The 24107-nt window shown below is 68.7% G+C and carries 21 protein-coding genes; 9 read left to right on the plus strand and 12 right to left on the minus strand.

Annotated features, from left to right (window positions below):
* Positions 1–43 precede the first annotated feature (43 nt).
* Together rnc and mutM are read left to right on the plus strand one after the other, a co-directional pair.
* On the plus strand, positions 44–694 hold the full coding sequence (rnc, locus tag ABTZ43_RS12415; RefSeq protein ID WP_350539056.1) for a ribonuclease III: 651 nt from the start codon (positions 44–46) through the stop codon (positions 692–694).
* Positions 687–1550 (plus strand): bifunctional DNA-formamidopyrimidine glycosylase/DNA-(apurinic or apyrimidinic site) lyase, encoded by an 864-nt coding sequence (gene mutM / locus ABTZ43_RS12420; RefSeq protein WP_350539042.1) that lies wholly within the window; start codon positions 687–689, stop codon positions 1548–1550. Before rnc ends, mutM begins: the two co-directional genes overlap by 8 nt.
* A gap of 58 nt (positions 1551–1608) precedes the next feature.
* Here the strand turns inward: mutM and ABTZ43_RS12425 are convergent, their stop codons facing one another.
* From ABTZ43_RS12425 to ABTZ43_RS12445, 5 genes are all read right to left on the minus strand, one after another.
* Complete coding sequence (locus ABTZ43_RS12425; RefSeq protein ID WP_350539043.1) at positions 1609–2931, minus strand: FtsX-like permease family protein; 1323 nt, start codon at positions 2929–2931, stop codon at positions 1609–1611.
* Entirely contained in the window at positions 2928–3623 is a 696-nt protein-coding gene (locus ABTZ43_RS12430; RefSeq protein ID WP_350539044.1) for an ABC transporter ATP-binding protein, read from the minus strand. Before ABTZ43_RS12430 ends, ABTZ43_RS12425 begins: the two co-directional genes overlap by 4 nt.
* Positions 3624–3709: 86 nt before the next feature.
* Positions 3710–4795: a GNAT family N-acetyltransferase gene (locus tag ABTZ43_RS12435; RefSeq protein ID WP_350539045.1), complete on the minus strand. Its 1086-nt coding sequence runs from the start codon at positions 4793–4795 to the stop codon at positions 3710–3712.
* Positions 4792–5880: a GNAT family N-acetyltransferase gene (locus tag ABTZ43_RS12440; RefSeq protein ID WP_350539046.1), complete on the minus strand. Its 1089-nt coding sequence runs from the start codon at positions 5878–5880 to the stop codon at positions 4792–4794. The genes ABTZ43_RS12435 and ABTZ43_RS12440 overlap by 4 nt, the downstream gene beginning before the upstream one ends.
* 14 nt (positions 5881–5894) lie before the next feature.
* Positions 5895–6176 (minus strand): hypothetical protein, encoded by a 282-nt coding sequence (locus ABTZ43_RS12445; protein ID WP_350539047.1) that lies wholly within the window; start codon positions 6174–6176, stop codon positions 5895–5897.
* A gap of 525 nt (positions 6177–6701) precedes the next feature.
* On the opposite strand from ABTZ43_RS12445, the gene smc reads away from it, so the two are divergent.
* The 3 genes from smc (at position 6702) to ABTZ43_RS12460 (ending at position 11870) form a co-directional block, all read left to right on the plus strand.
* Complete coding sequence (gene smc / locus ABTZ43_RS12450; RefSeq protein WP_350539048.1) at positions 6702–10241, plus strand: chromosome segregation protein SMC; 3540 nt, start codon at positions 6702–6704, stop codon at positions 10239–10241.
* Between the two features lie 211 nt (positions 10242–10452).
* Positions 10453–11325: a signal recognition particle-docking protein FtsY gene (ftsY, locus tag ABTZ43_RS12455; protein WP_045255238.1), complete on the plus strand. Its 873-nt coding sequence runs from the start codon at positions 10453–10455 to the stop codon at positions 11323–11325.
* A 44-nt stretch (positions 11326–11369) separates the two neighbouring features.
* Positions 11370–11870 carry a DUF2004 domain-containing protein gene (locus ABTZ43_RS12460; RefSeq protein WP_056417120.1) on the plus strand — a complete coding sequence of 167 codons (501 nt, stop codon included), beginning with the start codon at positions 11370–11372 and terminating at the stop codon, positions 11868–11870.
* 42 nt (positions 11871–11912) lie between these two features.
* On the opposite strand, the gene lipA is transcribed toward ABTZ43_RS12460, so the two are convergent.
* Positions 11913–12902, minus strand: coding sequence for a lipoyl synthase (lipA, locus tag ABTZ43_RS12465; RefSeq protein WP_149423129.1), 990 nt, complete (start codon positions 12900–12902; stop codon positions 11913–11915).
* Complete coding sequence (lipB, locus tag ABTZ43_RS12470) at positions 12899–13558, minus strand: lipoyl(octanoyl) transferase LipB (RefSeq protein WP_350539049.1); 660 nt, start codon at positions 13556–13558, stop codon at positions 12899–12901. The genes lipA and lipB overlap by 4 nt, the downstream gene beginning before the upstream one ends.
* Before the next feature lie 92 nt (positions 13559–13650).
* On the opposite strand from lipB, the gene ABTZ43_RS12475 reads away from it, so the two are divergent.
* Together ABTZ43_RS12475 and ffh are read left to right on the plus strand one after the other, a co-directional pair.
* Positions 13651–14247, plus strand: a complete 597-nt coding sequence (locus ABTZ43_RS12475; RefSeq protein ID WP_350539050.1) for a TetR/AcrR family transcriptional regulator — start codon at positions 13651–13653, stop codon at positions 14245–14247.
* 61 nt (positions 14248–14308) lie between these two features.
* Positions 14309–15862 carry a signal recognition particle protein gene (ffh, locus tag ABTZ43_RS12480; RefSeq protein WP_056417131.1) on the plus strand — a complete coding sequence of 518 codons (1554 nt, stop codon included), beginning with the start codon at positions 14309–14311 and terminating at the stop codon, positions 15860–15862.
* A gap of 3 nt (positions 15863–15865) precedes the next feature.
* Here the strand turns inward: ffh and ABTZ43_RS12485 are convergent, their stop codons facing one another.
* Positions 15866–16732, minus strand: coding sequence for an EamA family transporter (locus ABTZ43_RS12485; RefSeq protein WP_350539051.1), 867 nt, complete (start codon positions 16730–16732; stop codon positions 15866–15868).
* A gap of 39 nt (positions 16733–16771) precedes the next feature.
* Here ABTZ43_RS12485 and ABTZ43_RS12490 point away from each other — a divergent pair, with 39 nt between their 5' ends.
* Positions 16772–17764 carry a LysR family transcriptional regulator gene (locus ABTZ43_RS12490; protein WP_350539053.1) on the plus strand — a complete coding sequence of 331 codons (993 nt, stop codon included), beginning with the start codon at positions 16772–16774 and terminating at the stop codon, positions 17762–17764.
* A 2-nt stretch (positions 17765–17766) separates the two neighbouring features.
* On the opposite strand, the gene glpK is transcribed toward ABTZ43_RS12490, so the two are convergent.
* The 3 genes from glpK to ABTZ43_RS12505 form a co-directional block, all read right to left on the minus strand.
* Positions 17767–19281, minus strand: a complete 1515-nt coding sequence (glpK, locus tag ABTZ43_RS12495; RefSeq protein ID WP_149423124.1) for a glycerol kinase GlpK — start codon at positions 19279–19281, stop codon at positions 17767–17769.
* A 28-nt stretch (positions 19282–19309) separates the two neighbouring features.
* Entirely contained in the window at positions 19310–20062 is a 753-nt protein-coding gene (locus tag ABTZ43_RS12500) for an MIP/aquaporin family protein (RefSeq protein WP_056417141.1), read from the minus strand.
* Positions 20063–20154: 92 nt separating this feature from the next.
* Positions 20155–21864, minus strand: a complete 1710-nt coding sequence (locus ABTZ43_RS12505) for a glycerol-3-phosphate dehydrogenase/oxidase (RefSeq protein WP_056417143.1) — start codon at positions 21862–21864, stop codon at positions 20155–20157.
* A gap of 102 nt (positions 21865–21966) precedes the next feature.
* Here ABTZ43_RS12505 and ABTZ43_RS12510 point away from each other — a divergent pair, with 102 nt between their 5' ends.
* Positions 21967–22938: a sugar-binding transcriptional regulator gene (locus ABTZ43_RS12510; protein ID WP_082539353.1), complete on the plus strand. Its 972-nt coding sequence runs from the start codon at positions 21967–21969 to the stop codon at positions 22936–22938.
* Positions 22939–22941: 3 nt separating this feature from the next.
* Here the strand turns inward: ABTZ43_RS12510 and ABTZ43_RS12515 are convergent, their stop codons facing one another.
* Entirely contained in the window at positions 22942–24036 is a 1095-nt protein-coding gene (locus ABTZ43_RS12515) for a glutamate--cysteine ligase (protein WP_502885384.1), read from the minus strand.
* Positions 24037–24107 lie beyond the last annotated feature (71 nt).

The raw sequence follows: 24107 nt of genomic DNA on the forward strand, positions 1-24107 counted from the left end.
GCGATCCACCACCCCGACCTGGTGTCGCCCCGGAACTGAACCGATCAGAGCGAGGATCGACGCGGAGCTTCTGGAGTTGGCTCTCACCCATCGCTCCTACGCCTACGAGCATGGGGGCATCCCTCATAACGAGCGCCTGGAGTTCCTCGGCGACTCCGTTCTCGGCCAGGCCGTCACCGTGATGCTCTTCACCACGCACCCCACGCTCGACGAGGGGGAGCTCGCCAAGCGGCGCGCCAGCGTGGTGTCGACCGTCGCCCTGGCGGAGGTCGCACGAGCCATCGGCCTCGGCAGTCACCTGCGGTTGGGTCGGGGCGAGGAGCAGACCGGCGGACGCGACAAGGACTCGATCCTCGCCGACACCATGGAGGCCGTGATCGGGGCGACGTACCTGTCGGCAGGCCCCGACGCCGCAACCGAGCTCGTGCTGCGGCTGACCGCACCGCTGCTGGCCGATCCCGAGCGCTACGGCGCCGCGATGGACCCGAAGACGAGTCTTCAGGAGCTCGCGGCTCGCGCCGGTTCACCCCCGCCCGTGTATTCGGTCGAGGCGAGCGGTCCCGATCATGACCGTCGCTTCCTCGCGACCGTCGTCGTCGGCGATGTCGCGATGACCGGCAAGGGCAGCAGCAAGAAGACCGCCGAGATGGCTGCTGCGCTCAGCGCGTGGCGACTGCTGAACGAGCGTGCCTGAGCTTCCCGAGGTAGAAGTCGTCAGAGCCGGCCTCGCTCCGGCGGCCACGGGATCGACGATCACTGCGGTCTCGGTCCTCGATGAGAGGGCTCTCACCCGTCACCTCGCCGGCGCGGCCGACTTCGTGTCCCGTCTCGAGGGCCGCACGTTCTCCGGAGCCGAGAGGCGTGGCAAGTTCCTCTGGCTGCCGCTCGACTCCGACGACGATGCACTGATCGCGCACCTGGGCATGAGCGGACAGATGCTGTTGCGTTCGCCGGATGCCGCAGCCGAACGCCATGAGCGGATCCGCATCTTCGTCGAGCATCCTCAGCACGGCGAGCTCGCGATCGTCTTCGCCGACCAGCGCACCTTCGGCTCGCTCGCCGTCGATCGTCTGGTGCCGGACGGCCCGTCTCGCATCCCCACCCAGGTCGTGCACATCGCCCGGGACCCCGTCGATCCGCTCTTCCACGACGCCGACTTCGTGCGCGCGCTGCGACGCCGCCGCAGTGCCGTCAAGCGGGTGCTGCTCGACCAGCAGGTCATCAGCGGCGTGGGGAACATCTACGCCGACGAGTCGCTGTGGGCGGCGCGCATCCACCCCGAGACTCCCGCCGACGTGCTCTCCACCGCGGCGGTGAAGCGGCTGCTCGGCGAGATCAGGCTCGTGCTGGCGAAGGCACTCGCGGAGGGCGGGACGAGCTTCGATTCGCAGTACGTGAACGTGAACGGCCAGGCCGGCTACTTCGCGCACTCCCTGAACGCGTACGGGCGAGGCGGCCAGCCGTGCCCCCGATGCGGCACCCTGATCGTCCGTGAGGCGTTCATGAACCGTTCGAGCCACTACTGCCCGAGGTGCCAGCGACGCCGCTGAGCGCTCGCTCGCACCTCGGATCTGCGCCCTCGTCCTGCGGGGGATGAGGCACACGGCGTCATACAGCGCGGAACGAGCGGCCCAGCAGCGGCGCGGTCGCCCGGGTGCTGGCCCAGACCACCGCGATGCCGAGCGCAAGGACTCCGCCGATCGTGAGCAGGGATTCCGGGGCGACGATCAGCGCGATGCCGAGCAGCGGGAACACGAGCACGGCCGCGCACAGGGCGGAACCGAGGGCGGTGATCAGCAGCGGCGACATGATCGCACGCTGACGGGCACGGTCGACGGTCGAGACCGGCACACCGAGTCGGTGCAGACTCTGGTGCAGCTCTCTCTGGTCGAGAACAGCGGACGCCTGGTTCACCCCGACGGACGCGGCGACCATCAGGAACGAGCCGACGAGCGTGATGATGAGCCCCGTGCGCATGTCGGCGGCGAGCGCGGCGTCCGAGGCCGCGGCGGCCTCGCTGCCCATCGCGTTGATCAGCGAGACGCCGGTTCCGGCGAACACGGCCATGAAGCTGGCCATGGCGATTCCGCTGACCTGACGCCAGGCAGCCTTGGGCGCGTCGAGCACCATGCGCGCGGCGAGCAGCCTCTCGGGTGTCTGCGCTCGACGCAGGTGTCGCGACGCGGTGATCTTGAGCACCCACGGTCCGATGACGTTGAGCACCGCGAGTGCGAGCGCGAACGTGATCGCGAGCACGGTGATCGTGACGGCGAGTCCGGCGACCGTGGGGAAGACCTTCACCACGGCGAATGCGACCACGATGACCGCGACGCCGAGGACGGCACGAATCCAGTGCACGGGTGCGGCCGTCGCCCGCAACCGCACGCCCAGCGGCGAGATGATCACGCGCCGCAGTCCGAGGGCGGAGCTTCCCGCGGCGACGACGAGGATGCCGCCGACGACCGCTGCGACGCCCGCCGGGTTCAGCAGCACGGCGTCGAGGCCGAGGGCAGCACCACGGAAGGGGATCAGTCCGATCAGCGGTGAGACCAGGAGGTAGGCGATCACCCCGATGATGGCGCCGGCAGCGGCGACCACGACCGACTCGATCACCGTGACGACCCCCACACCCATCGGCGTGACGCCGAGCAGACGCAGGGTGGAGAGCCGCTCGTCTCGCCGACGAGCGGAGAGTCGGGCCGCGGCGCCGCCGAGGGTCGTCAGCGGCACCACCAGCAGTACGAGAGCGATCGCGGCCAGCGCCTGATAGATCGGGGCGAAGTCGTCGGTCCATCCCCAGAACGACTGAGCGCCGCCGACGACGGTGAGCACGAGGGCGGTCACCACGCCGAAGGCGACGATGGGAAGCACCACCACGCCGGTCTGCTCCTTCGTGGGACGCAGGAGCAACGCGAGCACGTTCGGGTTCATGCGGACACCCCCGAGGACGCGGCCATGCCATCGCGGACCGCGACGATGCGGGAGCACCGTGCGGCGACCTCAGCGTCGTGGGTGACGACGAGCAGGGTGCGTCCCTGGCCGGTCGTCGACCAAAGGAGCGCGTCCATCACCTCCTGCGAGGTATGCGAGTCCAGGGCGCCGGTGGGCTCGTCGGCGAACACCAGATCGGCGCCGGTCGCCTGTGCGCGCGCGATCGCGACGCGTTGGGCCTGACCGCCGGAGAGCTCGCCGATGCGGCGATCCTCCATTCCGGCGAGACCGAGCGCCGCGAGCCAGGCGGCCGCGTGCGTCACGGCATCCGCTCGCTTCACGCCGTTGATCATCGAGGCGAGCGCGACGTTCTCGACGGCGGTGAGCTCGGGGATGAGCAGGCCCTGCTGGAAGACGAAGCCGAACCGCTCCCGTCTCAGACGCGAGCGTGCGGACTCGCCGAGAGCGGACAGCTCGATCGCCGCGCCGGTCGCGGGGCGGTACGTCACGGTGCCGGTGTCGGGGACGATGATGCCGGCGAGCACGTGCAGCAGGGTGGATTTACCCGAGCCGGATGCGCCCATGATCGCGACGGATTCGCCGCGTGTGATGGACAGATCCACTCCGGCGAGAGCATGTGTCTCGCCGTAGGTCTTGGTCAGAGCGTGCGCGTCGAGGACGGAGTTGTTCATGTGTCCAGCCTCGCTGCAGGCACCCGATCGGTGCATCGGTCAGGCGGATGATCCGCCTCGCGCCGAGTACACCGATCGGATGACCTTCACAGCCGCTTCTGCCATGCCCCCGAGTACGAGACCGGGACGAAGCCGAGGGCTTCGTTGATGCTCAGCATCGGACGGTTCTCCTCCGCGTTGAACGTCGAGACCGTCGACGACCGGGGCATGACCTCGCGCCAGTGCAGGAGGTTCACGGTCTTCACCAGTGCGCCGAGACGGTGACCTCGGTGCGCGCTCGAGACCAGTGTGCCGAACTGATGGGTCACTCCGGTGCGGTCCGCGCCGATGAGCAGCTCGTTGTAGGCGACGATGTCGCCCGTGGGGATGTGCTGCACGGCCACGATCGAGAGCGCCTGCCCGGCTCCGGTGAGGCGTCGCTCCCGGCGCTCCACACGGTCGGCGTCCCACACCTCGGCCACGAAGTCCATGTCGCCGCTCGGCGCATCCGTCGAGAGACGAGCGAGGATCGCCGCGTATCCGGGGCGGAGCTCCGCGGGAGTCGGCGCCATCCACTGCAGGACGCGATAGTCCTCACCGGCGGCCGACTCCGCGGCCAGCCTCGCCGCCCGCAGAGGCGCCGGGTCTGCGCGGAGGTCGAACTCGCTGTTGCGCTCGACCTGCTCGAGTTCGTACCCGCGTGCCTCCAGCAGGTCGGACAGGGGGATCGCCGGGATGCGCCCCCACCCGGTGCGCGGCGCGAGCATGCGCTCCTTCTCGATGGGGCGGTGCAGCGACCAGATCTGCACCAGCGAGCGACCGTGGGCGCGTGCCTCGGTCTCGGCCAGAGCGAGCAGGGCGTCTTCGACCCCCTGCCCCCAGTACCGCTCGGGCACCATCAGGTCGACTTCCGCGGCGTGCGCGTCCTCCTCCTGGGCGTAGTCGATCGTGACCATGCCGACGATCTCGTCTTCGCGCCGCGCGACGAAGCCCGTGTGGAGGGTGTCGGTCCCGTCCTGCCATCCGGCCAGCAGCTGAGCGGCGTCAGGGGCGAGGTCCGGGAGACCGACGGTCTCGTCGCAGATCTGCCGGTTCAGGTCCGCGTAGGCGCGGAAGTCCGCGGCATCCTCGTCGTCGAGCGAGCTCGGAACGGTCAGCGGCGAGATGGTCGGTGCGATCTCGATGGTGGTCATGTCAGGTCCTTCTTCCAGGCGCCCTCATAGGCGATGGCTGTGAAGCCCATGGCCTCGTTGATGGCGAGCATGGGCCGATTCTCCTCGGCGTTGTAGGTGATGATGTCCGTCGACTCCGGTGCGATGTCGATCCACGAGAGCATCGCGGCGCACTTCACCAGCTGGCCGAGACGGTGGCCACGGTGCTCTTTCAGGACCAGAGTGTCGTGCTGATGCGTCGTGCCCGTGCGGTCGGGTCCGATGCCGAGCTCGGTGAAAGCCGCCAGCGCACCCGTCTCGAGGTGCTGTGCGACCGTGACCTGGAGTTCCTGGCCCATCTCGGCCAGACGCGCCTCACCCGCGATCAGGCGCTCCGCATCCCACGACTCCTCGTCCGCTTCGAGATCCGCCGACGGGGCGTCGGTGGACATGCGCGACTTGAGCCATGCGTAGCCGTCCCGATGCTCGGGTGGGGTGGGTGCCATCCACTGTCGCACTCGATAGCCCGGTGAATGCGCCTTCGCCTCATCGAGAAGCGAGGCCGCGAGAGCGCGCGCATCCGGCGTCAGGTCGAGACGGCTCACGCGATACACCTGCTCGAGGGTGAAGCCGTGGCGCAGCAGGAACCGTGCGACATGGTCGTCCGGCACGCTTCCGAACCCGGTGCGCGCCTCCAACCGTGCGCCGTCGCTCGCCTGCTGCTCGGTCCAGTTCTGGATGACGGTGCGACCGTGCGCGCGCACGACAGCCTCCAGGTGCGGCAGGATGGCCGTCGCGATACCGCGACCCCAGACCCGCGGATGCAGTTCGATCGAGGCGATGGCGACCTTCGACCCCTCTTCGTGAGGGATGTCGACCACCGCGCGACCGACCATCTCGCCGGCGTCGCGCACGATCCACGCGACCGTGGTCCGCTCCGCCCGCGAGCGGAGCAGAGGCAGCAGAGCCTCGGGGGTGAGGTCCTGCTCGGTGCGCCCCGTCAACTCGCGGTACACCTCGTTGCGGACACGGGACAGCTCGCGGAACTCGGCCGCGTCCGCGGCATCCGCCCGTGCCGGCAGCACGAGCGGATGCAGCGTCGCGTCCTCGATCAGAGAGATGCTCATCTGAGGCCTCCAGGTCATCGCAGCTGACGCTGCAGGTCGTAGGTGAGCAGGGCGAACGATTCGGCGGGGGGTCGTTCCCGGCGGTCGAGATGCAGCGGGTCGTACGCCGCGGGCGGTGCGACACGCCGCTCGCGACGCGGTCGCTGCGCCCGCTGGAGCAGCCAGAGGCCGATCCGCAGTGACAGACGATCCGCGAGCGCGAGACGACGCAGCTCGTCAGGAGCGGGGAGATGGAGGACCAGCTGGTCCTCGGTATCGGGCGGGTGGGTGAGGTTGCGGTGCAACGTCGTGTTCACGATGGTCCTTCGAGTGTGTGTGGTGCGGGGAGCAGCACGGGCGCCGTCGACGCGGAGCGGGGGCGCGGTGCAGCGGTGCGCGATCCGGGTCGCGCCGAAGGCGCGACCGCCGGATGCGGCGGGGATCCGTGCTCCGAGGCGGAGCAGAGGGTGGGCGTGCGGACACGCGTCAGAGGATGCCCGAGACGGGCGGTGCGCAGCGGATGGCGGCGCGCGGGGTCCTCGGCTCTACGAGAGAGAGCTGGTGTGGACGCCGGCGGCTACCGAATGCGCAAGACGCGGCGCGAACGGCGCGGCGAGGCCAGTGGCCTGTGCAGTGATTGTGATCATCATCGGTAACCTCCTTTCGTGTGGCGATCCGCAGGTTACGGTAGCGACACCCGGGCGTGTCCGTCAAGCACAGGCGTGTCCGGTCGGCGTGTCGCGAGGGCATCGAGTTCACCGACGGCCAGCGCGGGATGCCTGTCCTGCCGCGTGATTCCGGTAGCGTATGGGCGTGATCCACCCCCGAAGCGCGGTACGCGCATGCATCTGAAGAGCCTGACCCTCAAGGGGTTCAAGTCCTTCGCGCAGCCCACGAGCTTCGTCTTCGAACCGGGTGTCACCTGCATCGTCGGGCCCAACGGATCCGGCAAGTCCAACGTCGTCGACGCCCTCGCCTGGGTCATGGGCGAACAGGGGGCCAAGACCCTGCGCGGCGGCAAGATGGAGGATGTCATCTTCGCCGGGACCTCGACGAGGGGGCCGCTGGGGCGTGCCGAGGTGCAGCTCACGATCGACAACAGCGACGGCGCGCTGCCCATCGAGTTCGCAGAGGTGACGATCAGCAGGACGCTGTTCCGCAGCGGCTCGAGCGAATACGCCATCAACGGGGAGACCTGTCGCCTGCTCGACCTGCAGGAACTGCTCAGCGACTCCGGGCTCGGGCGCGAGATGCACGTCATCGTCGGCCAGGGTCGTCTCGACACCGTGCTGCAGGCGTCCCCCGAAGACCGACGCGGCTTCATCGAAGAAGCCGCAGGCATCCTCAAGCACCGGCGGCGCAAGGAGAAGACGCTCCGCAAGCTCGATGCGATGGAGACGAACCTCACACGCCTGAGCGACCTCGCGGGGGAGATCCGCCGCCAGCTGAAGCCGCTCGGGCGCCAGGCCGAGGTGGCCAGAGAAGCTGCGACGATCGCCGCCGTGGTCCGCGACGCCAAAGCCCGTATCTTCGCCGACGACGTCGTCGCGCTCCGGACCGCTCTGGCAGACCACACCCGCACGGAGCACGAGCGTCACACCGAGCGTCTGGTGCTCTCGGATCAGGCCGAGGCTGTTCGAGCCGGCATCGCGCGGCTCGAACAGGACCAGAACTCCGTCGCGGTCGACCAGGCACGCGGGGTCGCCTTCGGGCTCGAACAGGTTCAGGAGCGGATGCGCGGGCTGTACACCCTCGCGAATCAGCGACTCGCGCTCCTCGGTTCCGAGGAGGACGACGCGGCCGTGACCTCGGTCACCGTGACGCAGAGCACGATCGATGAGGCGAAGGACGAGATCACCGAGATCTCGGCCGGACTCGGCGACGCCCAGGAAGCGGCGACGGCGGCGAGCAGGGAGGTCATGCTGGCGCGGGCCGAACTCGACACCCTCGACGTCGACATCGCCGAGCAGAGCGCTCTGGTCTCGGCCTACGACATGCGCATCAGCTCTCTGCGGGGCACGGCGGATGCTGCGGCATCGGCTCTGGCGGCTGTGCGCGGCGCGGTGCTCCGCCAGCAGAACGCGCTCGAGGCCGCCGAGAACCGGCGACGCGAGGCCGCGGAGGCGCTCGAGGCGATCGACGACACCGAGGCACCCGAGGGGACGGCGGCCGAGCACTCCGCCGCATACGAGACCGCGCAGCGCGCTGCGACGGCTGCGGAGACCGATCGCGAGGCATTGCGCGAGCGGCTGCACGCGGCGGAGCGCGAAGTCGACGCGCTCACCGCGAAGTCCGCCGCACTCGGCAGCGCACTGGCCATCTCCGGCGGCGCGGCGGAGATCGTCAAGGCCGGCGGTCGCGGCATCCGTGGTCTGGTCGGCGATTCCGTGCAGGTCAGAGCCGGATTCGAGGCGGCCATCGCCGCGGTCCTCGGCCCGCTCGCCGAGGGGGTGCTGGTCGGCGATTCCGCCGACGCCTTCTCCCTAGCCCACGATGCGGCCACACAGCGCAGGGGAGTGGTCGACTTCGTGGTCGCCGATGCTCCGAGGCCTGTGGTCCAGCTCCCCGAGATCGATGGCGTGACTCCCGCGGTCGACACGGTCACCGCACCTGAGGGGGTGCTCGGCATCCTCTCGCACGTGCTGATCGCCGACGGGCTGGACGCGGCTCGCGGCGCCCGCGCCGCACTCGATGCCACCGGAGACACCACCACGACGATCGTCACCACCGGAGGCGATGTCGTCACCGCGCAGACTCTGCGCACAGGGTCAGGCGGCGAGCGATCGAGACTCGAGCTCGCGGCTGAGCGTGATGCCGCGAACGAGCGGCTCGCTGAGGTGCAGGTGATCGTCGACACTCTGCGCGAGGCGCGCGAGGAGGCGAACGAGACCGTCGAGGTCTCTCGTCGACACGCCAAGGACGCGCTGCGGGCTCTGCGCGAGCACGACGCAGCGCTCGCCAGCCACGCCGAGCAGGTGAACCGCATCACGGTCACGCACGAGTCGGCGGTCGCCGAGTGCGAGCGACTCGAGGCCGGTATGGAGCAGGCGCAGACGGCGGTCGAAGACGCCGCGGCGAAGGCGGAGTCCACGAAGGCCGAGTTGGAGGCTGCGGTATCGGCGCCGCGCCCTGTGCTCGATGCATCCGCTCGCGACGGACTTCTGGAGACGCTCGAACTCGCCCGGGAGGCCGAGGTGCGGGCGCGACTCGACATCGAGACGCTGCGAGAGCGCGTGCGCGCGGCGCAGTCGCGGGTCGCGAGTCTGGAGCGACAGCGCGAACAGGAGCGGGATGCCGCGGCCGAGGCCGCCCGCCGTGCGGTCATCAGGAGGGCGCAGCGCGAAGCCGCCGCCGGTGTCGCATCGGAGCTGCCGCGGATCCTGGACTCGATAGATCGTTCCGTCACCGAGGCGCGAGTCGTGCTGGCGGAGGCGGAAGCTGCGCGATCGGCGCAGAACGAGGAGCTCACCGCGCTGCGTGCGCAGGAGTCGTCGTTGCGCGAGCGTCTCGCCGGGCTCACCGAGAGCGTGCATGGACTCGAACTGCAGATCCACGAGAAGAAGCTCCACCTCAACAGCCTCCTGGAGCGCGTTGCCTCGGAGCTCGCGCTCGACGAAGATATTCTCGTTACGGAATATGGTCCGGACCAGCTCGTTCCGCGCGACCCCGGCGCCGCGCCGAGCGAAGAGGATCACGCGGACGACTCGGCGATCCCGTTCGATCGCCGCATCCAGCAGCGTCGACTCGCCGACGCGGAACGCAAGCTCGCCCAGCTCGGTCGCGTCAATCCGCTCGCGCTGGAGGAGTTCGCGGCCCTCGAGCAGCGGCACGCCTTCCTCACCGAGCAGCTGGCAGATCTGACCCAGACCCGCCAGGATCTGCTGACCATCATCGCCGACCTCGACGAGCGCATGCAGATCATCTTCGCGAGCGCCTTCGAGGACACCAAACGGGCGTTCGGCGAAGTGTTCCCGCTGCTCTTCCCCGGTGGTTCCGGCAGCATCTCTCTCACCGACCCCGACAACATGCTGACCACCGGCATCGAGGTCTCGGTGCGACCGGTCGGCAAGAAGATCGAGCGGCTCTCGCTGCTCTCCGGTGGTGAGCGGTCGCTCGCGGCGGTGGCGCTGCTGGTCGCCATCTTCAAAGCGCGGCCGAGCCCGTTCTACATCCTCGACGAGGTCGAGGCGGCTCTGGACGACGCGAACCTCGGTCGGCTCCTGACGGTGTTCGAACAGCTTCGCGAGAGCTCGCAGCTTCTGGTCATCACGCACCAGAAGCGCACGATGGAGATCGCGGATGCGCTGTACGGCGTCTCGATGCGCCAGGACGGCGTCTCCGCCGTCGTCGGACAGCGTGTCGGAGACCGCGCCGCCGTCTGACGCGGCATCCGCGGGTCGACACGCCGCTGCACGCCTTCGCCTGCCGCTCGGGCAAGAACTCGACCCCGCCCGGGCACGGATACGAATGCCGTGTCGCGCCATGCCGGCCGGAGACCCGGATGCCCGGAGCGCCGCCTCCGTCATCCGAAGTTGTGCTCAGGGCGTACACCCACGTCAGGGCCGCTCAGGATGGTACCCGTAGGCTGGACCCATGGCGGAGAAGTCCTGGTCCCTCACCCGAGCACTGCGCGGGATGTTCGTCAAGCCCACGATCGATGAGACGACGTGGGAGGACCTCGAGACGGCGCTGATCACGGCCGACTTCGGCCCGGACATCAGCGAGCGCGTCGTCGACGAGCTGCGCGAGAAGGTCGAGCGCTTCCGCACGACCGATCCACAGGATCTGCAGCGCATGCTCCGTGAGACTCTCGAGGAGCATTTCGCGAAGTTCGACACGACGCTGAAGCTCACCGAACGCCCGGCCGTGGTGCTCGTCGTGGGAGTGAACGGGGTCGGCAAGACCACGACCATCGGAAAGTTCACCAAGTTCCTCCGCGGATTCCAGCGCAGCGTGGTCGTCGGCGCTGCGGACACGTTCCGCGCGGCCGCGGTCGACCAGCTCGCCACCTGGGCTCAGCGTGGCGGCGCGGCCATCGTGCGCCCGCAGCAGGAGGGGCAGGATCCGGCATCCGTCGCGTTCCAGACCATCGAGTACGCCAAGCGCGAAGGCATCGAGATCGCGATCATCGACACCGCCGGTCGGCTGCACACCAAGGGCGGACTGATGGACGAGCTCACCAAGATCCGTCGGGTGATCGAGAAGCAGGCTCCGATCAGCGAGGTCCTGCTCGTCCTCGACGCCACCACCGGGCAGAACGGCGTCATGCAGGCCGAGGCGTTCCTCGAGCACGCGGGGGTGACGGGACTCGTCCTCACGAAGCTCGACGGCTCCGCCAAAGCGGGCTTCGTCCTCGCCGTCCAGGAGCGCACCGGCATCCCCGTCAAGCTCCTCGGACAGGGCGAGGGAATCGACGACCTCACCGGATTCACCCCCCATGTCTTCGTCCAGTCGCTCGTCGGCTGACGACGGGACTACCGCCGCGAGCACGAGGCTGGTTTCATAGCGTTATGGCGATCGAACACGACTACTTCGGACTCCTGTCGTCAGGACCCGACGGCTCGATCTTCTGGTCGGAGACCGTGGAGCTCGGCGACCAGAGCGTCACCGTCGATCTCACGGCCCCCGATCAGGACGACGTCTCCACCGACGCCCTCGACATCGCGGCATCGCTGATCGCCGGGCTGGAGAGCGTCGATGACACCTCCCGCCGCGGGATGCTCGCAGAGGTCGACGATCGCACCAGCGAGGTGACCGAGTACATCCTGCAGCAGCAGGAGGCGTACGGCGACGAGCTGGAGGAGGTGCTGGTCGATGTGAGCGGCGATGCCGCCGTCGACATCATCCGCTCGCTGCGGCTGATGAGCATGACGATCCTGGCCGACGAGCACGGGGGATCCGAGCCGTTCGCGGTGCTCGAGTACGCACTCGACGCCGGCACCACCGACGACGTGCTGCTCGTGAACCTCGGTTCCGACGGCAGCGTGCAGTCGGTGATGAGCGCCGACTGAGCGGTCGGCACCGGCGGGACTCCGTATGACGGACGCCGGTGCTCAGACGGCCTGAGCGAACCCGAGGTCGGCGCTCTCGGCGATGTGCGCGAGGTGCGGGGGGATCTCCCGTCCCTTCGACACCATCGACTGGGCCCACAGGCGGCCCGCGCGGTACGACGAGCGCACCAGCGGACCCGCGAGCACGCCGAGGAACCCGATGCGCTCCGCTTCCTCCTTGAACTCCACGAACTCGGCGGGCTTGACCCAGCGGGACACCGGCAGGTGCCGAGGCGACGGGCGCAGGTACTGCGTGATGGTGATGATGTCGCACCCGGCGTCATGCAGGTCGTGCAGCGCCTGCACCACCTCCTCCGGCTCCTCGCCCATGCCGAGGATGAGATTGGACTTGGTGATCAGGCCCGCGTTGCGTCCCTGCGTGAGGACGTCGAGGGAGCGCTCGTAACGGAACGCCGGACGGATGCGCTTGAAGATGCGGGGCACCGTCTCGACATTGTGCGCGAACACCTCGGGACGCGCGTCGAAGATCTGGCCGAGGAATGCGGGATCGGCATTGTGCTCGTTGGCGAGCAGCTCGACACCGGTGTTCGGGTTGAGCTCGTGGATCCTGCGGACGGTCTCGGCGTTGAGCCATGCGCCCGTGTCGGGAAGGTCGTCGCGGGCCACGCTCGTCACGGTGGCGTAGCGGAGGTTCATACGCGCGACGCTCTCGGCGACGCGGCGGGGCTCGTCGGTGTCGTAGGCATCCGGCTTCCCCGTGTCGATCTGGCAGAAGTCGCAGCGTCTCGTGCACTGCGAACCGCCGATGAGGAACGTCGCCTCCCGATCCTCCCAGCACTCGAAGATGTTCGGGCAGCCGGCCTCTTGGCACACCGTGTGCAGGTCTTCGCTCTTCACCAGCGAATGCAGAGCCGTGTACTCGGGTCCCATCTTCGCCTTGGTCTTGATCCACTCGGGCTTGCGCTCGATCGGGGTCTCCGCATTGCGGATCTCGAGGCGGAGGAGCTTGCGTCCCTCGGGTGCGGCGGTCATGCGGGAACTCCTGCGTGGTGGGGGGTCGAGTACTCGGCGAGGAAGGCGGTGGACACCGCGTCGACGACGTCGGCCGGGGAGATGTCCGCTCCGACGACCTCGCTCACCGTCGTGACGCCTGCGTCGGTGATGCCGCAGGGGATGATGCCCCCGAAGCCGGCGAGGCTGTTGTCGCAGTTGATCGCGAAGCCGTGCATGGTGACGCCCTGCTGCACGCGCACGCCGATCGCGGCGACCTTGTCCTCCGAGAGGGGGCGACGCACCCAGACGCCGCTGCGGCCGTCGACCTGATACCCGTCGACACCGAGCGGACGGAGCACGTCGATCAGCAGGCGCTCGAGGCGGCGGACATGGGCGACCACGTCCATCGGCTCGGGAAGACGGACGATCGGATATCCCACGAGCTGCCCCGGACCGTGCCAGGTGATCTTCCCTCCTCGGTCGACATCGATGACCGGCGTGCCGTCGTGAGGTCTCTCCTGCGCCTCTGTGCGCTTCCCCGCCGTGTACACGGCCTCGTGCTCCAGCAGGATCAGGGTGTCGGGGCGATCGCCCGCGACCACGTCGGCATGCACGCGGCGCTGCAGATCCCATCCCTCGGGATAGGGGACGTAGTCGGGCGCGAGGCGCGGAGTCAGGATGTCGAGCGTGGTCATGTCACTCCCACTCGGGATAGATGGATTGCGTCTAACAATACCCCTCACTGCGATCCACGTCGCGGCGACGCGGCGCGCGGTAGCGTGTGAGCATGATCAGCTCAAGCCGCGCCGGACGCCCGAGGGCCTCGTCTCGCGAGACGCTGGCCGATGCCGCCTGCGAGCTCTTCCTCGAGCGCGGCTACGACGCGACGTCCGTCGCCGACATCACCCAGCGGGCGGGAGTGAGCCGGTCGAGCTTCTTCAACTACTTCTCCTCGAAGAGTGACGTGCTGTGGTCGGGCTTGGACGACCGGATCGCCGGAGCCGTCGAGGACCTGAGCGCCGTGCCGCAGGATCGTCAGGGAAGCGAGGTCAGGCGCATCCTCACGACGCTGGTCGCGGACTTCGCACCCGACAGTCTCGCTCTCGCGATGACGAACGCCTCGGCGATGGAGCTCGACGACGAGTTGGTGCAGGATGCGGCGCTGCGCCAGGCGCGGCTGTCTGCGGCGCTGCGTGACCTCGCACTGCGATCCGGCGTCACTCCGGTCTCCGCCGACATCGTCGCTGCGACCTGGTCGGCGGCCGTCCTCGCAGCGGTGCGGGCCTGGGCGGAGAGCGGGGCCGGTCGGGGCACCGTCTCGGAGAGGTTCGACGACGCGGTGCGGGCCGTCGACGCACTGCCCTGGCGGGCTTCGACGCGCTGACCGCGTTCGCGCGCATCCCGCGCCGTGATGTGTCTGCGAGTCGCGTAAACTCGGTGTCACCATGGCTACCTTTGGCACGCTCTCCGATCGGCTCACCGAGACCTTCCGCAATCTGCGCACGAAGGGAAAGCTCACGGCGGCCGACGTCGACGGCACCGTGCGCGAGATCCGTCGCGCACTGCTTGATGCCGACGTCGCACTCGTCGTCGTCAAGGAGTTCACCGCGAAGGTGCGTGAGCGGGCACTGGGCGATGAGGTCAACAAGGCCCTCAACCCGGCGCAGCAGGTCGTGCAGATCGTCAATGAGGAGCTGGTCCAGATCCTCGGCGGCGAGCAGCGCCGCCTGCGGTTCGCCAAGACCGCGCCGACCGTGATCATGCTCGCGGGACTGCAGGGCTCGGGAAAGACGACCTTCGCCGGCAAGCTCGCGAAGCAGCTCGAGGGGGAGGGGCACACGCCTCTGCTCGTCGCCGCCGACCTCCAGCGTCCGAACGCCGTCAATCAGCTGCAGGTCGTGGCCGAGCAGGCGGGCGCGACGATCTACGCCCCCGAACCCGGCAACGGCGTCGGTGACCCGGTGCGCGTGTCGCGCGACGGCGTCGAGCACGCGCGTCGCCACCAGCACGACGTCGTCATCATCGACACCGCCGGTCGTCTCGGCGTCGATGCCGAGCTGATGAAGCAGGCCTCGGACATCCGCAAGGCCACGGATCCCGACGAGGTCCTCTTCGTCATCGACGCCATGATCGGTCAGGATGCCGTCAACACCGCGAAGGCCTTCCAGGAGGGCGTGGACTTCACCGGCGTCGTGCTGTCCAAGCTCGACGGTGACGCGCGCGGTGGCGCAGCGCTCTCCGTCGCCTCGGTGACCGGGCGCCCGATCATCTTCGCGTCGACCGGCGAGCGACTCGAAGACCTCGAGCCCTTCTACCCGGACCGTATGGCGAGTCGCATCCTCGACCTCGGCGACATCCTCACCCTCATCGAGCAGGCCCAGCAGGCCTTCGATGAGGAAGAGGCCGTCAAGATGGCCGAGAAGCTCGCCACCGAGCAATTCACCCTCGAAGACTTCCTCGACCAGCTTCAGCAGATGAAGAAGATGGGATCGATGAAGAAGATGCTGGGGATGCTCCCCGGCATGGGGCAGATGAAGCAGCAGCTCGACGACTTCGACGAGCGTGAGATCGATCGCACCGAGGCCATCATCCGGTCGATGACGCCCGGCGAGCGCCGCAACCCGAAGGTGCTGAACGGATCTCGTCGACTGCGCATCGCGCGCGGTTCAGGGATGACGGTCACGGACGTCAACCAGCTCGTGCAACGCTTCGACCAGGCGGCCAAGATGATGAAGACCGTCGCCCGCGGCGGCACGCCGAACATCCCGGGGATGGGATCGATGCCCGGGATGGGCAAGCCGGGAGCATCGTCGAAGCGCGGCAAGAAGGGCAAGTCCGCGGCAACATCCCGCTCGGGCAATCCCGCGAAGCGCGCCGCCGAGAACGCCGGGATCGCACCGTCCTCGACCCCGACGGGATCGGGCTTCGGCCTCGGTGGTGCGAAGGCGCCCAGCGAAGCCGACCTCGCCGAGATCCAGAAGCTGTTCGGCAAGGGCTGACGCTCAGGCGCGCGGGCGGCGCAGTGCTCCGAGCTGTCCCGCGACGAGAGCCAGCAGGACCAGCGCGAGGCCGACCGTCTGCACAGGCGTGAACCTCTCTCCGGCGACCAGTGTGCCAAGAATCGCTGCGACCACGGGGGAGAGGAGCGCGAGCAACCCCGGCGCGATCACGGGCAGCTGCTGGATGCCGCGGAACCAGAGCGTGTACGCGAGCAGGCCGCCGACGCTCCCGAGCCACAGGTAGCCGAGGGCCGCGGTGCCGTCGATCGCCGGGGGGAGACCTTCGAACATGAGGGTGAGCGGCAGCAGGAAGAGCCCGCCCGCGGTCAGCTGCCAGCCCGCATACGCGACCGGTCCGACGCCGGACGGCCGACCCCAGCGCTTGGTGAGGACCATTCCGAGCGCGGTCGCGGTCACGCCCCCGATCGCCGCGAGCACGCCGAGCAGGTCGAGCGATGCCGCCGGACCCAGCACGATCAGAGCCACGCCGCCCGCGCCCACCACGGCGGCGGTCGCCGTCGTCGGGCGGATGCGCTCCTGTACGACCAGGGCACCCAGCGCGAGGATGATCAGCGGCTGCACGCCGGCGACGGCGGCCGCAACGCCTCCGGGTAGGCGCTCGGCCGCGAGGAACAGGAGCGCGAAGAAGGCGCCGATATTGAGGATGCCCAGGATCAGCGCTTTGGCCCACCAGCCCCGCCGCGGCAGCGTCCTTCCGATCGCGAGAGCGATGAGGCCCGCGGGGAGGGATCTCAGCAGACCCGCCAGAAGCGGATGACCCGCGGGGAGGAGAGCGGTCGTCACCAGGTAGGTGGTGCCCCAGGAGAGAGGTGCCAGCGCGGTGAGGAGCAGTGTCGTCGTGCGGTTCATCCCTCCAGCGTGCGATCTCTGCGACGATGAGTCCAATGCATGGTTGTCACCGCAACCATGACGAGGGATCATTTTTACATGGAGCTGCAGCAGCTGAGGTACGTCATCGAGGTCGCGGCGACGCAGAGCTTCACCCGCGCGGCGGAGCGGTGCTTCGTGACGCAGTCCGCACTCAGTCATCAGGTCGCAGCCCTCGAGCGCGAGCTCGGAGAACGGCTGTTCGTCCGATCCAGTCGCAGCGTGCGCGTCACCGAGGCGGGGGAGGCCTTCCTCGTGCATGCGCGCGCCGCGGTCACCGCGGCCGACACGGCCAGGGAAGCGGCGACCTCGACAGGCGGGCGGGTCGTGGGCACGCTCCGACTGGGCATCATCCCCACCGTCACCGCGCTCGATGTGCCCGTGCTCATCGCGAGATTCCGCTCCGCCCATCCGGACGCCAGGGTCGAGCTCACCGTCGGCAACAGCGACGCGCTCGTCGAGGCGCTGCGCCGGGGTGAGCTCGATGCCGCACTGCTCGGTCTGCGAGCGGACGCGGAGCCGCAGGGGGTCGCCGTGCGGGAGCTCTCCCGGGAGCGGCTCGCGGCTGCGGTGCCACGGGGGCACCGGCTGGCAGCGCGTCCACGCGTGCGCCTGGCAGACCTCGCGGATGAGACCTTCGCCGACTTCCCTTCCGGGACCTCGGGGCGCGCACAGAGCGACGCGGCGTTCGCCGCGGCGGGGATCCCCCGCGATGTCGCCTTCGAGGCGGACTCCGCCGCGCTCATCCTCGGCCTCGTGGGCGCCGGCGTCGCCGTGACGCTGCTGGCGCCGGGAGTGGTCGCCTCCGCCTCGTCCGAGGTGGTCGCCGTCGCGCTGGTCGACGGGCCCGAACGGATCGAGTACGCGGCGTGGGACGCCCGTTCGCCGCGCGGCGTCACATCCGCGCTGCTCCGCGCGCTGGAGACGTCGACCCGGACCGGGAGCGGCACGGGGGTCTCGGATGACGAAGCGGGCCCGGAGGAATCCTCCGAGCCCGCTCCCTCACGACACTGAGGTCACTTCACGTCGTCGTCGACCCAGTCCATCGACTTGTCGACGGCCTTGCGCCACAGACGCAGCTGGCGATCGCGCTCGGCCGCATCGAGCGACGGCTCCCACCGGCGGTCTTCCTGCCAGTTCGCGGAGAGGTCGTCGAGACCGTTCCAGAACCCGACGGCGAGCCCGGCGGCGTACGCCGCGCCGAGGGCGGTGGTCTCAGCGACCACGGGGCGGACCACCGGGACGCCGAGGACATCCGCCTGGAACTGCATGAGCGCATCGTTGGCGACCATGCCGCCGTCGACCTTGAGTTCCGTCAGGTCCACGCCCGCATCCGCGTTCACGGCGTCGAGCACGTCGCGGGTCTGGAAGGCCACGGCCTCCAGAGCGGCGCGCGCGATGTGGTTCTTGTTCGCATAGCGGGTGAGGCCGACGATCGCACCGCGCGCGTCCGGACGCCAGTACGGGGCGAAGAGGCCGGAGAAGGCCGGCACGATGTACACGCCGCCGTTGTCCTCGACCTTCTCGGCCAGCTCCTCGACCTCGGGAGCGGACGAGATGATCCCGAGCTGGTCGCGCAGCCACTGGATCAGCGACCCGGTGACGGCGATCGAGCCTTCGAGCGCGTAGTGCGTGGGCTGGTCGCCGAGCTTGTAGCCGACGGTGGTGAGCAGACCGTTCTTCGAGTGGACGATCTCCTCGCCCGTGTTGAAGATCAGGAAGCAGCCGGTGCCGTAGGTGTTCTTGCTCTCACCCTGCTGGAATGCGGCCTGGCCGAAGGTGGCAGCCTGCTGGTCACCGAGGATGCCCGCGATCGGGGTCTCGCGCAGCAGCGAGGAGTCCTCTGCGGCGCCGTAGACCTCGGAGGAGGAGCGGATCTCCGGCATCATCGAGCGCGGAACGCCGAAGGCCTCGAGGATGTCGTCGCGCCACTCGAGCGTCTCGAGATCCATGAACATCGTGCGGGAGGCGTTCGTGACATCCGTGACGTGCACGCCGCCGTCGACGCCGCCGGTGAGGTTCCAGAGCACCCAGCTGTCGGTGGTGCCGAAGATCAGGTCACCGGCCTCCGCCTTCTCGCGGGCTCCGTCGACGTTCTCGAGGATCCAGGCGATCTTGGTTCCCGAGAAGTAGGTCGCGAGCGGGAGGCCGACGATGGGCTTGAACCGCTCGACGCCGCCGTCCGCCGCCAGGCGATCGACGATCGCCTGCGTGCGGGTGTCCTGCCAGACGATGGCGTTGTAGGCGGGCTTGCCGGTGGTCTTGTCCCAGACGACCGCGGTCTCGCGCTGATTGGTGATGCCGACCGCGGCGATGTCGTGGCGGGTCAGGTCGGCGCGGCTCAGCGCCAGACCGATGACCTCCTGCACGTTGCGCCAGATCTCGGAGGCGTCGTGCTCGACCCACCCGGCCTTGGGCAGGATCTGCTCGTGCTCCTTCTGGCCCGTCGCGATGATGCTCCCCTTCTTGTCGAAGATGATCGCGCGGCTCGAGGTGGTTCCCTGGTCGATGGCGAGGATGTAGTCAGCCATGGTGTTCTCCTTTGAAGTCAGGTTCGGATCAGGCGAGGTTCAGCAGGACCGGGGCGGCGAGAGCGGCGAGTGCTCCACCGATCAGCGGACCCACGACGGGGACCCACGAGTAGGACCAGTCGCTGGAGCCCTTGCCCTTGATCGGCAGGATGGCGTGCGCGATACGAGGACCGAGGTCACGTGCGGGGTTGATGGCGTATCCGGTCGGTCCACCGAGCGACGCGCCGATGGCCACCACGACGAGGGCGACGGGCAGAGCGCTGAGCGGTCCGAGGCCTCCGGGGGTGCCGATGTCCGCGACGCCGTAGTCGGCGAACGCGAAGACCGCGAAGACGAGCACGAAGGTGCCGATCACCTCGGTGACCAGGTTCCATCCGTAGGAGCGGATCGCGGGACCGGTCGAGAAGACGCCGAGCTTGTTCGCCGCGTCGGGCTCCTCGTCGAAGTGCTGCTTGTAGGCGAGCCAGGTGAGGATCGCACCGACGATGGCACCGAGGAGCTCGGCGCCGGTGGCGACCGCGAACTGCGAGAAGTCGATCTTCCCGCCGATCAGGAGTCCGATGCCGACGGCGGGGTTCAGGATCGCACCGGAGTACGCGGAGGCGAGGACACCGACGAAGACCGCGAGGCCCCATCCCCAGTTGACCATCAGGAAGCCGCCGCCGAAGCCCTTGTTCTTCGCCAGGGCGACGTTCGCGACCACACCACAACCCAGGAGGATCAGCATCGCTGTGCCGACGAACTCCGACAGGAAGTAGAGACCGAGATTCACATCAGTCATGTCTTCATTGACCTTTCTTGAGTGCCGGGGCCCCATAGCCCCGGCACTTGTTGGGAGTTACACCGCGTGGAGGGCGGCGTTCGGATCTCTCGTCAGCCGCGTGCGCGAGACGAGATCTGGAGTCCATGTCGTTCGTTCAGGAGCAGTCGCGTCTGCTCGAGTTCGGCATCGTGCCGTGCCCGGTCCCAGTCGAGCAGAGAAGCGAGCGCGTCTGCAAGCTCCTCGAGCACATCCGCGTCCGCATTGCCGGTGAAGGCGATGCTGGTGCGGCGCAGGATCACGTCCTGCAGTCGGGCGACCATCTCGTTCTCGACCATCCAGGCGAGCTCACGGGTGGACAGGTCGCCGCCGGCGAGGGGTGCGTCCTCGCCCTGCTCGATGTGGGCCCAGACCTGGGCGGCGCGCGTGCCGTACCGGGCGAGAAGACGCTCGGCGCGATCTCCGGCGCCGGGCAGGTTCTCCTGGATCCAGATCCGACGCGCCTTCTCGGTGCGAGGGAAGTCTCGGCCGCCACCGATGGCGCGACCGGCGGTCGACACCGTGCGGGTGCGTCCGAGGAGTCCGAGGACCACGTCCGACAGGGACTCGCCGAGAGCGCGGAAGGTCGTCCACTTTCCTCCGACGAGGCTGACGAGCGGGGCGGCGCCCTTCTCGTCGACCTCGATGCGGTAGTCACGGGATACGAAACCGGGTGCGGTGTCCTCATGGCGAGGAAGCGGGCGGATGCCGGAGAAGTTGAAGACGATCTGCTCGCGCGTCACATCGATCTCGGGGAACACATGGTGGATGAGGTCGAAGAAGTAGTCGATCTCCTCTTCCGTGCACACCGGGACCTCGCGCGGGTCGGCGTCGATGTCGGTGGTCCCGACGAGCACGCGGCCCTTGAGCGGGTAGATGAGCACGATGCGTCCGTCGGAGTGCTCGAAGAAGATCTCGCGTCCGCGGGTCGCCTCGAGCAGCTCCGGGTGATCCAGCACGATGTGCGAGCCCTTGGTGCCGCCCATGAAGCGGGTGTCGGTGCCGAGCGCGTCGTTGGTGAGGTCGGTCCACGGACCCGAGGCGTTGACGACGACGTCGGCGGTGATCGGGAACTCCGTGCCGCTCTCGCGGTCGCGCAGCACGACGTTCGCTCCGTCGCGCGAGATCGCCTCGACGTAGTTCAGTGCGACCGCTCCCGGGTGCGCGGCGAGTCCGTCCTGGAGGACGTCGAGGGCCAGGCGCTCGGGATCGTGCATCGAGGCGTCGTAGTAGGTCGCCGTGTACTTGATGTTCGGGTCGATCGCGGGAAGCTCGGCGAGCGACTTCTTGCGTCCGAGGAACCGGTGACGCGGCACGGTGCCGCCATCGCGGGAGAACGTGTCGTAGATCGTGAGACCGATCTTGATCAGGAACGCGCCGCGCTCCTGGGGCTTCCCGCTCTTGTGCGTGAGGAAGCGCAGCGGCGCCGAGAGGATGCCCGAGAACGTGGAGTAGATCGGGATCGTGGTCTGCAGCGGCTTGACGTAGTGCGGAGCGATCTTGAGCAGGCCGTTGCGCTCCTCGACCGACTCGCGGACGAGTCGGAATTCGCCGTTCTCCAGGTAGCGGATGCCGCCGTGGATCATGTGGCTCGACGCGGCGGACGCACCCGAGGCGAAGTCCCCGCGCTCGACGAGCACGACGTCGACGCCCTGAAGGGCGAGATCTCGGAATGTGGAGATGCCGTTGATGCCGGCTCCGATGACAAGGACGGTCGTACGTCCGGATTCACGGACCGCGCGGACTTCGGCGCGTTCCGGTGATGAGTGTGTCGACTCGATCATCTTCGACCCTTCTCTCTCTGCTTGCACCCAGCTTCGACCCATGCGCCCGTTACGCGCAAGCCAGCTGCACATATGTGCAAGTATCGGGGGGAGGAGGTCGTCATGAGCCAGTCCGACGCGGGATTCCGCGACGCGAAGCTGATCGCCGCGCTCACCGCCGCGCAGCTCTATTACATGCAGGACAAGACGATGGAGGTCATCGCCAAGGAGTTGAAGACGTCCCGATCCTCGGTGTCGCGGCTGCTCAGCTTCGCGCGGGAGAGCGGGCTCGTCGACATCCGCATCAATTCCCCGCTGGAACGGCTCGGGATGCTGGAGCAGCACATCAAGGATCGCTACCACGTGGTCGCGCACGTCGTGCCGATCCCGGAGATCGTCAGCGAGGTCGAGCGCCTCGACCGCGTCGCCCTGACGGCGGGGCGCCTGCTCTCGCAGTTCGTGGACTCCAACATGATCGTCGGTGTGGCCTGGGGGTCGACGATCAGCGCGGTCAGCAGAGGGCTCACCCAGAAGGAGACCCACAACACCACGTTCGTGCAGCTCAACGGCGCGGGCAACACGCAGACCAGCGGCGTGGAGTACTCCAGCGACATCCTGCAGAGATTCGGCAGCGCCTTCGGAGCGCAGGTGCAGCAGTTCCCGGTGCCGGCGTTCTTCGACGACCCGTCGACCCGGGAGGCGATGTGGCGCGAGCGCAGCACCCGTCGAGTGCTCGATCTGCAGTCCAAGATGGACATCGCCGTTTTCAGCCTCGGTTCTCCCGCGGCCGAAGTGCCGAGCCGCGTGTATGTCGGCGGCTACCTCAGCCGCGACGACTACCGCAGTCTGCGCGAGGACCACGCGATCGGCGACGTCGCCACCGTGTTCTTCCGTGCGGACGGGTCGTGGCGGGACATCCGCGTCAATGCCCGGGCGACGGGCCCGGGACTCGACCGGCTCCGCCGCGTGCCACGGCGGGTGTGCGTGGTCTCCGGCGTGCCCAAGCTCGTCAGTCTGCGCGCGGCGATCGCGGCCGAGCTCGTCACCGACGTCGTCCTCGATGAGGGACTCGCGCGCCGACTCCTCGACGACTGAGGACTACGGCTCCTGCGTCGACGATTCCGGGCCGGTGCGGAACTCTCTGATCAGATGCTGCACCACCGCGCGGAGATCGCCGCCGGTCGCGTTCGCGATGGTCAGCTGGCGCTCGTAGCTGGCACCGTCGCTCAGGATCGTGCCGATGCTGCCGAACTCCCGGACGCACCCGAGTTCGACCGCGATCGGAGCCAGCTCCTCGAGGATCTCGACGAGATGCTCTCGCACCGGGCGCTGGGTGCCGTCGGCATCCACGATCACGCGCGCGTCGAGTCCGTACCGTGCGGCACGCCACTTGTTCTCGCGGTGGAACCACGCCGGCATCCGGGAGAGGGAGCGCCCCTCGTCCATCTGACGCGAGAGATGCTCCACGAGGACCTGTACGAGTGCTGCGACCGCGGCCAGCTCGGGCAGCGACGAGAGGCCGTCGCACGCGCGCACCTCGATCGTGCCCCACCGCGGTGCCGGACGGATGTCCCACCGCACCTCTGTGGCATCCGCCATGACCCCCGTGCGCACCATGTCGTCGAGGTACGACTCGTACTCCGACCAGTCCTGCAGCGGCCAGGGCAGGCCGGCCGTCGGGAGCTGCTGGAACACCAGCGCGCGGTTCGAGGCGTAACCCGTGCGCTCGCCCGCCCAGAACGGGCTGGATGCCGACAGCGCCTGCAGATGAGGCAGGTAGGCGGCGAGGGCGTTGATGATCGGGATGACCTTGCGCTGATCCTCGACGCCGATGTGGACGTGGATGCCCCAGATCATCATGTTGCGGCCCCACCACTGGGTGCGCTCGATCAGCGTGTGATAGCGCGTCTTGTCGGTGACCGCCTGATCGAACCACTGGGCGAACGGGTGGCTTCCGGCGGAGAGCAGCTCGATCCCGGCGGGATCCGTGGCGGAGCGGACCGCGGCGATCGCGTTGGCGATGTCGTCGACCGCGTGGGCCACCGAATCGCCGATCCCACTGGTCACCTCGATCGTGTTGGTGAGAAGCTCGCCGGTCACCGTATGGCGCTCGTGGGCGCTCTCCGCCTCGAGAGCGGAGAGGAGCTCGGGCGCGCGTCCGACCAGATCGCCGCTCACCGGATCGGCGAGCATGATCTCCCACTCCAGGCCGACGGTGGACCGCGCCGACGGCGCGAATTCGAGCTTCACGAGCACAGTCTGAC

The sequence above is a fragment of the Microbacterium sp. NPDC097977 genome (genome assembly GCF_040302605.1).
Classification (GTDB): domain Bacteria; phylum Actinomycetota; class Actinomycetes; order Actinomycetales; family Microbacteriaceae; genus Microbacterium.